Source organism: Sapientia aquatica, assembly GCF_004358105.1.
Classification (GTDB): domain Bacteria; phylum Pseudomonadota; class Gammaproteobacteria; order Burkholderiales; family Burkholderiaceae_D; genus Solimicrobium; species Solimicrobium aquaticum.
On the sequence record NZ_SMYL01000025.1, the window covers coordinates 1 to 11,585 of the forward strand.

Annotated in this window: 11 protein-coding genes and 1 pseudogene; 8 read left to right on the forward strand and 4 right to left on the reverse strand. The window is 44.9% G+C overall.

The genetic code is table 11. The features are described 5' to 3' along the window. Nucleotides 1–1,052: 1,052 nt before the first annotated feature. Entirely contained in the window at nucleotides 1,053–1,262 is a 210-nt protein-coding gene (locus E2I14_RS18790) for a hypothetical protein (RefSeq protein WP_133331430.1), read from the forward strand. Continuing rightward, nucleotides 1,262–2,206, forward strand: coding sequence for an integrase domain-containing protein (locus E2I14_RS18795; protein ID WP_133331432.1), 945 nt, complete (start codon nucleotides 1,262–1,264; stop codon nucleotides 2,204–2,206). Before E2I14_RS18790 ends, E2I14_RS18795 begins: the two co-directional genes overlap by 1 nt. A gap of 463 nt (nucleotides 2,207–2,669) precedes the next feature. Here the strand turns inward: E2I14_RS18795 and E2I14_RS18800 are convergent. Then, nucleotides 2,670–3,698: pseudogene (locus E2I14_RS18800) on the reverse strand (IS110 family transposase). 396 nt (nucleotides 3,699–4,094) lie between these two features. Here E2I14_RS18800 and E2I14_RS18805 point away from each other — a divergent pair. From E2I14_RS18805 to E2I14_RS18825, 6 genes are all read left to right on the forward strand, one after another. Next, entirely contained in the window at nucleotides 4,095–4,508 is a 414-nt protein-coding gene (locus tag E2I14_RS18805) for a hypothetical protein (RefSeq protein WP_133331434.1), read from the forward strand. 65 nt (nucleotides 4,509–4,573) lie between these two features. Beyond that, a complete protein-coding gene (locus E2I14_RS19405; protein ID WP_165967903.1) occupies nucleotides 4,574–4,741 on the forward strand; it encodes a hypothetical protein in 168 nt (55 codons plus the stop codon). 143 nt (nucleotides 4,742–4,884) lie between these two features. Continuing rightward, entirely contained in the window at nucleotides 4,885–5,337 is a 453-nt protein-coding gene (locus tag E2I14_RS18810) for a hypothetical protein (protein WP_133331436.1), read from the forward strand. Nucleotides 5,338–5,451: 114 nt separating this feature from the next. Then, on the forward strand, nucleotides 5,452–6,012 hold the full coding sequence (locus E2I14_RS18815) for a hypothetical protein (protein WP_133331438.1): 561 nt from the start codon (nucleotides 5,452–5,454) through the stop codon (nucleotides 6,010–6,012). A gap of 227 nt (nucleotides 6,013–6,239) precedes the next feature. Next, a complete protein-coding gene (locus E2I14_RS20020; RefSeq protein ID WP_133331439.1) occupies nucleotides 6,240–6,542 on the forward strand; it encodes a DUF5076 domain-containing protein in 303 nt (100 codons plus the stop codon). Nucleotides 6,543–6,598: 56 nt separating this feature from the next. Beyond that, nucleotides 6,599–7,099 carry a DUF2199 domain-containing protein gene (locus E2I14_RS18825; RefSeq protein ID WP_133331441.1) on the forward strand — a complete coding sequence of 167 codons (501 nt, stop codon included), beginning with the start codon at nucleotides 6,599–6,601 and terminating at the stop codon, nucleotides 7,097–7,099. A gap of 648 nt (nucleotides 7,100–7,747) precedes the next feature. On the opposite strand, the gene E2I14_RS18830 is transcribed toward E2I14_RS18825, so the two are convergent. The 3 genes from E2I14_RS18830 to E2I14_RS18840 all read right to left on the reverse strand — a co-directional run. Then, nucleotides 7,748–9,067 (reverse strand): CAP domain-containing protein, encoded by a 1,320-nt coding sequence (locus E2I14_RS18830; protein ID WP_133331443.1) that lies wholly within the window; start codon nucleotides 9,065–9,067, stop codon nucleotides 7,748–7,750. 430 nt (nucleotides 9,068–9,497) lie between these two features. After that, nucleotides 9,498–9,929: an RNase H family protein gene (locus tag E2I14_RS18835; protein WP_133331445.1), complete on the reverse strand. Its 432-nt coding sequence runs from the start codon at nucleotides 9,927–9,929 to the stop codon at nucleotides 9,498–9,500. A 139-nt stretch (nucleotides 9,930–10,068) separates the two neighbouring features. Further along, a partial coding sequence (locus tag E2I14_RS18840; protein WP_133331447.1) for an AAA family ATPase occupies nucleotides 10,069–11,585 on the reverse strand: 1,517 nt, incomplete at its 5' end.

Consider the following 11,585-nt stretch of genomic DNA (forward strand, 5'->3'; position numbering starts at 1 on the left):
CAATTGGCGGATTGTGGCTTTGCAGCGCTTGCCGAGCTTAATATATAGTTTCACCGCCCTAAGGCGTTCTTCGTATGAATACATGGACTACCCCCAAAAGTAGTCCAAGATTTTATCCGCACCCCCAGTGGGTCAATATTCAGTCGGCGCCAACAATCTATTTCTTCCGGTCAGATCAGAGAAAATATGGTTAATTAATCGGCAATTTACACGATGAAAAATTTCGACTAAAATAAATGAACTTGGTGGCTTTCGCCATCTCGAACCCGAAGTGATTCGTCGCATAGGGCTGTTCGGAATTGGGGAGCCGAATGGGCAGCTGGGCATCTAGCATTCCCAACAAGTTCAACTTGTATCTTATTAAGTTTTGGCCAAACCAAGACTTTTCCGTCAAGTCGGTAATCACGTCTCCAAGTTTTTATGTTCAAATTTCGACTGTAAAAATATAGGGAAATCTAATTTTAATTTCGATAAGAAATCGCTCGCGTCATTTCATTTGATATTAAGATGCGAACGTTCGTTTGAACCAATCTCAACTCCATATTTTTCATGGAGAAGTAATCGAACGAATCCTTCCACCTTCGATTTTTTGCTACGTGTTATGCAAAAAATTTTAATGGAACTTGCCTTCATTATTTGGCAGTCTAAAGCCTGTTTTTCTCTTGAAACGGGCAGTGAATCATGACTGCATTTTTTGATCCGCCAAGATATCTTTTCACCAACGTGGCAATCTAGGGTATAGCCCTTAAATCTGCTGGTCGTTGGCATTTCCTCAATGCGTTCACTTGTAGTGACGCAATTCATTTTTCGGATAAAAAACTTGATTCTTCATAGGAAAAGGTTCCTTCGAAACGTCAAGCAAAAAAAGTGAATATCAAAAACAAGCCAAATTTCCTGGGGGGAAATCAGTGCTTGATACCAACACATTGACCGCACAGTCTTCCTCTGAGAAGCAGGTCACCGATACTTCAACTAATTGCTCTTTTTTGTTTTGCCGTTTGCGCCGGATCGCGCATATTTTTTAACCATTTTCCGACCAGGAAGGAATCTCCATGTCTGATGAAAAGTCAATTGAAACCACGCTTAAAAACTTAAATGAAGAGATCAACCATTTGAAGAAGGAATTGAAGAGTAAGTCCAAAGTTTCCGAATTATTGTCGGCGGCATTGAAGGAATTGCGCTCTGAAACGCCCAACATCAAACACAAGACAGAGCCAGAATTTGGTACGAAAGCTTTGGTCAATAATGAAGGAGAGTCCTAATGAGACAATCTATTCAAGCGATGTTCATGACGTCGGCGCTGTCTACAAAGAAGGGATCAACTCTCACGCGTGTTGCGCTGCATGGGACCTTCGTGACGTTGGAACACATTGCATCCAAAGGCGGGTGGGGTCCTAAATTTGGTCCAGGCAATATCACGCAAAAGCAGTTCAAAAAATATGTTGAGGTCCGGTTATCACAAGGAATTCAAGCAAGGACAATCCAAAATGAGGTTTCCCACATTCGCCGCGCAATTGTTGGAGCGGGCCGGTCGCTTGACGCGCACACGATCTTCTCCAATGACAAACTGGGTGTTCCAAAAAGCACCCGGATTGGACATGGCATTGCAATACCAATTGACCGTTATCTGCATGCCATTTCGCTAGCGTCAGCCACGGTGGCCGCACTAATGCGCCTTCAATACAACATGGGATTAAGGATGGAGGAGGCCATTGCATCGAAAGATAGTTTAAAAACGTGGCTCAGCATTTTAAAAAGCGGCGGCTCCGAACTCACTATTTCCGCCGGAACAAAAGGCGGCAAGATCCGCGCGGTCTACATACATCCGGAAAATCGCGAGGCTGTCGTAATCGCCATTGCGGCGGCGCTTGGCGTGACAGAAAATGGACGGTCGCATTTCTACCCAAACTCCAAAAATGATGCGTCCGCAAAAACGACGTATGGGAAAAATTTATCCGAGCTTGGACTCGCAGGAGAAGCTAGCAGCCATAGCATGCGGCGAGCCTTCGCTGTTGAAAATTTTCTTCTTTATTTGAAGCAAGGGTGGAATGCAAAAGCGGGACTAGCGAGGGTGTCCCAGGATCTTGGTCATGGAGACGGACGAGGCAGATGGGTATGGAACAATTATATTAAACATTCACTTCCGCCGGAAAGCACAGCGCTCTTAGTTGGTGACAAGTCGATTCTACACAACGTGTCTGAATGAAGAACGTCGGCTTAATTGTTCGTATAGAAAGGCAATGCAATTTTATGACAAAAAGCCACTTGGACCACCAACGCTCCGTAACATAGATTCGACTTTTTATGTAACATTTGAGAGGAATTTTTGTTTACATCATTGGGTGATTTTTTTAGATTATTTTGATGGCGAACAAGGCTGCGTTTTTACACATAGATGGTCGCCCCCATTTTGCCAAGCTTTTATTCACTGATGTTAAGAAGGTAGAGATTGCAGCCATAGATCCGGACTTTTAATCAAGGCTGCCGCCTCTGTCCCTGATGGAATTTGCTGGTAGGTTCCTCAACAGCCTCTCGAGCTTTACGCTCCTTGTGTCAAATAGGTTTCACCTACCACGGTCTAACCTGTCTTGCCATCACTTCATAATTGCCTATGCAATCTGCGGAGCATTTCCTTTCTATTGTTTAATGCTGTAGCGTACAGTTTATTCTTAATGACCTGATACAAAGCTATTCTGATATTTACGTTCATGCGCCAATAGAGCCCAGATTATTCGAGCATTTTTATTCGCCAGTGCTACTACGGCAACATTGAAATTTCTGCGTTCCATCAGATTAGCCAACCAACTTCCCGCATGCTGCACTTTGCGTTCGGCCGCCCTAAGAACAGCTCTCGCGCCGTGTATCAACAATGTCCTTAAATAAGAATCGCCGCGCTTACTGATCCCCAATAACATTTACTTACCGCCACTAGAATGCTGACGTGGTACCAACCCCAACCATGCAGCCAATTGCCGCCCATCTTTGAAGCACTTGGCATCGCCAATTGAGGCCACTATCGCAGTTGCTGTAATTGGACCAACACCCGGAATTTCTTCTAATTTTTTGCTTGCTTCGTTTTGTTTGTGCCAAATTTTAATTTGTACTTCCAATTCGCCAACTTGACGATCAAGCTCTTTTAAATGATCGCCAAGTCGTTGGATTAACTGACAAAAAGCTCCTGGAAGCTCGTTTGCATATTCCTCCAGAATATGAGGGAGGCGTTTCGTAACATTGCAAATTCCTTGTTGAATAACAATGCCATATTCAGACAATAAACCTCGAATCTGATTAGCCTGAGCCGTGCGTGATTTAACGAAACCTTGGCGTGCTCGGTGCAAAGACAGTACTGACTGTTGCTCAACATTCTTGATCGGCACAAACCGCATATTTGGTCTACCTACAGCTTCGCAAATTGCCTCAGCATCCGCCGCATCATTCTTATTCGTTTTAACATAGGGCTTTACATATTGAGGGGCCATTAATTTCACGGTATGCCCTTGCGCTTGCAATTTTCTCGCCCAGTAGTACGCGCTAGCGCAAGCTTCCATACCGATTAAGCAAGGACCTAATTTAATAAAAAATTCCAAAACTTGATCGCGTCGCAGAGCCTTTCTGACTAACGCTTTACCTTGTTCATTCACGCCATGTACTTGAAATACGTTTTTTGCCAGATCAATCCCGAATGTAGTAATCTTCATTTTGGTCGCCTCTTTCAGTTAGTGGTACGTCGCAGTTCCACTTTGGCACAATGATGCCGTTTCCGGAAGGGGGCGACCATTCCATTAACCTCTGCCGATTACGGCCTGTCACCACCTTGTGATTTGTGTAATTCCCTACGCTCGCGTCAAAAATTTTTGCTACCGAAATCTGTGGCTTTACGACTATTTTCGCCTGAATTTAAAGTTGCAAATTAACATCTTTTAAGACACTATAGGCTTATTGTCGGATTGTAAATGCCTAATTTAGGGCATTGATCTGCCTTAGCTGGCGGATGATGTGCTGCTAACATCAGGACTTACGAAAGTCGAAAGGCAGAAATCGGCACGTAGCGGTCATTGAAACCAATAGCCAAAAATAAGAAAACGAATCAGATCATGCATTGGCGTAAAGTTGAACTAGACAATCACAAAGATCATATTCAATGGTTAGACGACGCACGTGCAAAGAAAACGTACACGCTTGCTGGGCTCTTCGATTCCAAACGGCATCTAGGTTTGAATTCAGAAACGGTCGGAAATATTGAGCGATTGGAATTTGGTGATGATTCCAGTGGCGCAACAGAATGGTTGAAATTGAGAATCCCGATTAGCGACCGACTAGTTGTTGTATTTGGCGAAGATGAATGCTTTGGATGCTCGGCTGAGTTTTTTTTGCAGAATTGGCGGGACTTGTTTTTACCATCGCGCGATGATGCCATAATTTTTTCTGATAATAGTTCACTAGTTGCGTTTTACTGCCATGAAAATGAGTTCGAACTTGGCGAAAGATTGATCTATAAACCGGTTTGAAATGTCGCAATGCGGTACTTTGCAGTCGGTGAAATGCCTTGCCAAACATATCGAGGAAATAGACTATGCAAAAAAAACTTGGGCGAACTATTTTTATGGTCTTGCTGGTTTTTGGTGGCTTAGCGATTGTGCTTGTCGGAAGAATGCTTGATTCGAAAGTCTCTTGGTGGTTAGAGCTGGCCTTAATTATTTTTGGTTATTCTTTAATTGGGCTCGCACGCCACTTAGAGTGATAAGACTAGGGCAACGACCCGAATCGGCACAAAACGGTCGTTGGATGTGCCAAGCAATTTGATGTGAAGAATCAAAATTTGAATGACTCAAGGCGTGAAGCAAATAGACACAATTTATCCAAAACTGAATACATTGGATTCCAATGAAAAAAATTTCATCTAGCCCCATTTTCTATAAACGCATATTTCCCATTTTTTGGTTTGGGTTCCTTGCTTTTTTTATGTATGCTGGGTTGTTTGAAAACCATTCCGGGTCGTCTAATCCGCTACCGTTTCTGGTTATTCCGATTGTTATGGCTGCTTTTGGATATTTATTCATGAAAAAGCTGGTCTTTGATCTTGCTGATGAAGTGCTCGATGAGGGAGATCATCTCTTGATTCGGTTTGCTAATGATCAAGTTGAAGTAAAGCTGGCAAACATTATTAATGTCAGCTATATGTCAATGATGAATCCACCGCGTGTGACATTAACATTGCGTGAGTCATGTCGCTTTGGGAAGGAAGTTTCTTTTTCTCCGCCGTTTAGATGGTTTAATTTTTTCAGTAACCCCGTTATTAGTGAATTAATAGAACGCATTGATAAGGTACGAAGTTAATTCTAAAAAATTGCAAAGGGCTGGACTCGGCACCAACCTGCCGTTTGAGGCTGCATCCAATTTAAGCGGTATTCATCAGCATAATTTTGAATTTTTAACCGGCGAAAATACTCCATGATCAAAAAATTCATAGCCCTGCTGATCTTTGCAGGCTGTTTGGTGAATGTCGTTTCTTGTAGCCCTTATGTGACGTGGAAAGAAGAAGTGATGTTAAATGATGGGCATGTGATAGTGGTTGAGCAAAAAAGGCGAATGGAAGGGCAAATTGGCAGGGAAGCATGGTTAACAATGAGTTTGCCTGAGATAAGTCCACAACCTATTATTTGGCATGAAAATCTTGCTCCACTAATTCTAAACATTGATGAAGGTCGGTTATTCGTAGTTGCGAATGCACCAACCGGGCTTGAGCAACGAAAATATGGAACGCCTACACCCGCCTACTATGGCTTCGAATGGAAAAATGGCGTTTTTGTACGTATTCCATTTAAAGAAATCTCAAAAAATATTTACACAACAAATTTGTTGCTGGGTGGTTCCCCTAAAAAGGGTGAGTCATTTATTGATATTAGAACTAAAAATAATTATAGGTATGAAAGTCCACCGTATACATCTGACTTATTGAAACTAGATCCAAATTTAGGTTGCCTATCTTTATTCCCTTGTAATGCGTTCTGAATTATTTTTTGACAGCAGCTCGCGTAGCCTGTGTTAACTAGGGTGTATTAACTGCAAGCGTAATACACCAAACAGTTAATTAACTCAAATGCTTCTTAATACGTTTATCGATGATTTACTGAAATGGTGCATTACGCCTTTGGCGAATGCACCCTACCGATTGTAAGTTATTGCAGGTTACGAGTTTTTCAGACATTTGGAACAACCTTCAATAATTAAATTTGAACATGCGAAAACTACTAAATCCACCAGCAGTTGAGAGAGATGGGAATTCGATTCAGATGATCAGCGGCTGGATTGCGGAACAAGGACTGCACTGCACATTGAATATTGGAATGTGGCAATCCGCAGGTCACGACGAGCCGAAGGCATGGGGTATTTTCTTGGCAGACGTCATCCGTCATGTAGCGAATGCAATCGAGGAACACGAAGGGTCAGCATCACATCTAACAACTGAGAACATCTTGAAATTGTTAAGTGCTGAGTTGAAAATGCCAACATCAGATTCTGTAGGTTACTTCCCGTCTTGAATCGTGTGTCTTTTCGCGCCACATTATTCGAATTCATTGAAGGTACCCAAAAGTTCATGAAAAATAAATTAGAGGTTTGTTCATGTTGTGGAAAGCTTGTCCCAGCCGACATATTGGAGATTTCTTTCAAATTTCCAGACGACATCGCAAAACTGAGAGAGCCTGAGAGATCGTCAAGGATCAAGGGAAATGATGATGCAGTAGCACTCGATAGTACTCGTTATTTTGTGCGTGGATTGATTCCGTTGCCTGTCAACGGGCGTGATATCCCATATTGCATCGGTGCTTGGGCAGAAGTCGGTATTGATGCCTATCGCAGAATTTATGAACTCTGGGACGATGAATCCCAAGGCAACGAATCACCTTTTCAAGCGACATTGGCAAACTCCATTCCGGGGCACCACAAATCGAACTGTTATGGCTTGAGTTTACAATTGACCGGGCCAAGTACTCGACCCGATTTCAAGGTAACTGACGAAGCTACTGAATTATTTAAACAGCAGACCACTGGAATTACTTTACACGAGGTCGATGACTACAATTCTTGGTTTCGATAAGCGAATTTACAAAAAAATTTGGTGCTTTGAATGACTGCTTCGGATAATCTCAAACGGCAGTTCAGGGCACGTTCCGGTCAGTTTCCATACAACATCAATGACCGAAATCTGCGGATATTGGCCATGAATTCACCGATCAAACGGATCGCTTTATAGGCGTTGGCTTTTTCTTAGCAATCATTGGTTTTTTGAAACGCGAATTGGTTGGTCATTTGATGCCAATACGCAATCGATATACTAATTTCGATGATGAAAATTAATACGCACAAAACCGGGTTGTTGCCTGACGACAAGCACTGGTTTTAATATCGCAACGAAGACTATCGCAATTATTTTTTGCGTCAGCTTTTACTGGCTGTTAATTGACTTCCATACCTTGCATAATCCTTTTACAGTACCTGTCAGCGGCGCGAAATAACAGCGCAGTACATACCTAAAAATCCCTCCAAAATCGGTCGCATTCCGACCAGTCGCAAAGGCCGCATTCGTTTCTTCAACTATTCCTAAAAATGCCCCCTGTATCAAGCGCCAAGGAAGTGTTAAAGCATGACGTAACTTACACATTGTTAGCATCGGTATTCCTTTCAATAATTAAATTGTTCTTCATGTTCGCTATACTTCATTTAATTTGTCATGACCGAAGCTTTGTCACGGATTAATAATGATGGTTACAGTTTTCGTTGGTACATCCGGATAGATAGCATCTGACAAAGCAAACGTTAAGGTGGCGGGACTACTGACGGTAACAGAGGTTATGGTTATTCCAGTGCCATTGGGTGCGTACTGTAGATTTGAAATTTGACCCCCCGAGTATGAGTCAATGCTAATGCTATTGACTCCCGATGGTGCTAAAAAGGGAATAGTGATTCCAGCGCCCGATGTGATGGTGTAAGTTGATTGAGCAGGCCCATTAATGACAGCGGGTAATGTTGTAAAGGTAAATGTTTTGTTCACCATGGTGCCATCCGCCGTACCTGTGAACATTGCTGTGTATTTTGTTCCTAAATTTAGTTTTGCTAATGGCACAATCACTGCGATATTCGGCCCATCCGAGTTCTGCCTTTGATCATTGGCCGCATCGATTAGCTGTACTGGGACAGTATTCTTCAAATTGTCAACGAGCGTGAACGTGGTGACGACTAATTTGTGCGTTGTGCCGACAGCAAACGAAATGGGAGCGCCGACAAGTCCAGACGATGCAGGCAGTGGATTTGGTAACTCTCCTAATGGATTAAAGAGCGGAAAAATATTCGTTGCGCCATCGATTGGGTAGGTGTAAGTGAGATTGGCAGGCAGTGGAGTAGGGCTGCCAACAACTCCCAGTTCCACCACCAATTCACTGGGCGACGCGTAGCCAATCCCTATATCGCGCAAACAATCGTTCATCAAAATATCGCGGTGGTAGACCGTATTCATGAGTGCGCCAAAGTAGGTGTGACCTAATGTCACCGTGGATGGTAGAGGCGATGACCCTGCAGGATCTACATTGCCGACTTCACCTACGGAGCCCATATAACCAGTAGCGCCTGCTCGTTGCTGCGGAGTAGCGCCAGTGAAGCCCGACAAAGCTGGATTTTCTGAATGCGCATACAGCAAATTAGTAGTTGGATCGACCTCGGCCTCTTCCGCTGCCGTGAGATTCACACCAAGATAATGGGCATGAGCCATCGCTGCATTATCGAGATCTACATTTTGCGCTAGCAGACTAATTCCCCATTGGCTTCGGACACTATTTAAATCACTAAAGAACGCTTGCTTAAAGTCCGAATCAGTTGCATAGACAGGTGTGCTAACAGTCTGGTTTGGAGGAGTGCCTGTGGTCGTGTTGTTGCCGGGTTGTCCGTTGGTTGAACCGCCCGATGCTGGGCTACCCGAGTTCGCGGTGGGCGCATTTCCATTTCCACCTCCGCAGGCGGCAAGGATCAGCGTGGTAATTAGAACTACTGATAAGGTTTTCGACTTGAACACAATATTTCTCCTCAATGTAATGGATGACTAACCGACATTCGGCGTCGTTCATCGATTGAACCATGAGGACTTCTTTTTGCAAGTGGGTTCGGCGATCAATTTTTCACAATATTTTGTGATTGGTGATCGCACTATAGTAAGAGCACTACCAATGAGCTTTCTGACTTGAATACTTTGTCTTACTAGGATTTATGCCCGACTTTAAGACCTAGATTCGTCCTCGATAGCGTCCGAATTCCTACTAGAATTTCAGATGTATTTCGCCTTGACTTGATCGACTTTTTTCGCTGCCATAGTGCACGGCGGAATACGTTTTGATTGGTAACAAAATCCCACTACCTAAACAAGTCGGCGGACAAGTTAATGCTTGGAATCGTCTCTCGCAATTCCATCATTGCTGCACTCGTGGTGATCTACTCAACAGTAAGTACTAGATAGACGTGGGGATGAGACGGCGCGCTGCGGCTTTGGCCGCGCAATCCGCCCATTCGTTACCCGGCACACCGGCATGGGCTTTTACCCAGCAAAGGGCAATAGAGCGGGTGCCGCAAAATTGCCGCAATTGATTCCATAAGTTGCGATTACGTCCTCGCTCGCACTGTGCCCGTTCGGACTTGGCTAAGACGTCACAAATTGTTTTATGGTCGGTAAAGATAGTGATGTGCTGATTTTTTGGCGCAGAGCGGATGGCCGCGATCACGGCCATAAGTACCATTTCCTGCACATCCACACTGAATTTGCAGCCGGATATGATGCGATCGATGTCAACATGGCCATCGGCATGGATTGGCACGGCCGCGTAACCACCGCAGCGAAATAGGGGGAGGACAGATCCGTCGGTATAAAAGATGTGGGTGTTCATACCAATTACCCTACCGCACGATCTCGTTCTGTCTAGCCCCCTACAGTATTGGTGACAATTACGGTAACGGTAGGTAAATGGATGCCGTGTTATTTCGCTATCAAAACATTATTTCTAGTTTCTCAGTCCCATCAGGATCTTAATTAGAATCCTGATATCCGAGGATTGTGGAGCGCGCGGCGACGATATCGGCGGCCGTGACGATGTACTTTTTCTCCTCCACCGTGCGGCCTATCATGTGGTTCACGGCGGCTTGCAGTATGGCTGCAGCGTCAGCGATGGAGACATCGTCCCCTATTAATGCGACCACGACCGTTGGATTCAGCAATCGATCGAATGTCGCCGGTGAATTCGCCATCCAGTGTTGAACAAATGTCTCCAACCTAGTTTGGTCGGGCAGGGTGAACACTAACTTTTCTGTGAACCGACCACCACGCAGTGCGGCGGGATCCATGTTTTCGGGGTGGTTGGTGGCCGCGATAAAAACGATATCGGGCACTTTACCGGCTGCACCATCCATCGCGGTGAGTAGTTTGTTGGTGATGGATGACACAGGCGACATTTTTCGGGCAGCTAACACATCGTCGGCTTCATCGATAAAGACAATACAAGGCCGGATGTCTTTTGCATCGGCCAACAGTGTATCGATGCGCGTTGGATCACTGATTAAATCGTGGCCCGAAGTCGATAAAAATGCCCACCCACTGCGTAGCGCTAACGAGCGTGCCGCTTCGGTCTTACCTGTACCTGGCGGACCAGAAAACAGTAATCCCGCTGGAACACTGCCGCCTAATTCTTCCACTCGTTCGATTTGAGACATGCGGGTGGCGATTGTGGTGAGCTCAAAGCGTAACTGAGTCGTTAAAATTAAGTCGTCTAACTGCTTTGTATTGGAAGGTAATGTGCCTTTGCGCCCTTGCACCCGTCGAAGTGCTGCCAATAACTCAACGCTCGTGATAGAAGAGAAGGGCGCTTCCTCGACCATCTCGGCGAGTTCTTCCGTGACTGCCTGAATGCGCTTTACCGAAAATCCTTCCCAACGCCGAGCCACGCTAAACACCGAAGTGAGATCGTAGTCGATTTCCGGTAAATGATTGGTCAGACCGTCGAGCAAAATGCCTTGGCGGGCGATAAGGTCAGGAGGGGTTACCTCGATCTTATAATCAAACCGACCTTCACGAATTGCTGCCGCATCGAGTTTATCGAGATAATTGGTAGCGGCGACGACAACAACGCCGGATCCGCGGATGTTGACTAACTCGGTCAACATCGTATTCGTCGTTCTGTGTATTTCTTCTTGACCGGCTGAAGCGCCATCGCGGCTGGAAATGAAGCTGTCAATTTCGTCGAGGAATAGGACGCATGGAGCTTGAGCGCGCGCATCGGCGAATATGTTGACGACATTCTCGGTGGTATCGTTGACCCATTTACTGGCGACGTCTCCAAATGTGACTGGCAGAAATCCGATACCCAACTCGCCCGCAAGCGCCTCGGCAAACACCGTTTTACCGTTGCCTGGTTCTCCGAACAACAACACTCCATTTCGATGTTTTACTTTACTGAATCCACCTTCTGCAGGATGCACAATAGTTGTCATTGCTTTGTGAAGACGTGCCTTGACCGACTCCATGCCATGGATATCGTCGAAACAGATAT

What these genes read in the sequence shown, in the direction of transcription:
- E2I14_RS18805 (WP_133331434.1), top strand. Translation starts at nt 4,095, where the DNA reads ATGCATTGGCGTAAAGTTGAACTAGACAATCACAAAGATCATATTCAA.
- E2I14_RS18795 (WP_133331432.1), top strand. Translation starts at nt 1,262, where the DNA reads ATGAGACAATCTATTCAAGCGATGTTCATGACGTCGGCGCTGTCTACA.
- E2I14_RS18825 (WP_133331441.1), top strand. Translation starts at nt 6,599, where the DNA reads ATGAAAAATAAATTAGAGGTTTGTTCATGTTGTGGAAAGCTTGTCCCA.
- E2I14_RS18815 (WP_133331438.1), top strand. Translation starts at nt 5,452, where the DNA reads ATGATCAAAAAATTCATAGCCCTGCTGATCTTTGCAGGCTGTTTGGTG.
- E2I14_RS19405 (WP_165967903.1), top strand. Translation starts at nt 4,574, where the DNA reads ATGCAAAAAAAACTTGGGCGAACTATTTTTATGGTCTTGCTGGTTTTT.
- E2I14_RS18810 (WP_133331436.1), top strand. Translation starts at nt 4,885, where the DNA reads ATGAAAAAAATTTCATCTAGCCCCATTTTCTATAAACGCATATTTCCC.
- E2I14_RS20020 (WP_133331439.1), top strand. Translation starts at nt 6,240, where the DNA reads ATGCGAAAACTACTAAATCCACCAGCAGTTGAGAGAGATGGGAATTCG.
- E2I14_RS18790 (WP_133331430.1), top strand. Translation starts at nt 1,053, where the DNA reads ATGTCTGATGAAAAGTCAATTGAAACCACGCTTAAAAACTTAAATGAA.
- E2I14_RS18835 (WP_133331445.1), bottom strand. Translation starts at nt 9,929, where the DNA reads ATGAACACCCACATCTTTTATACCGACGGATCTGTCCTCCCCCTATTT.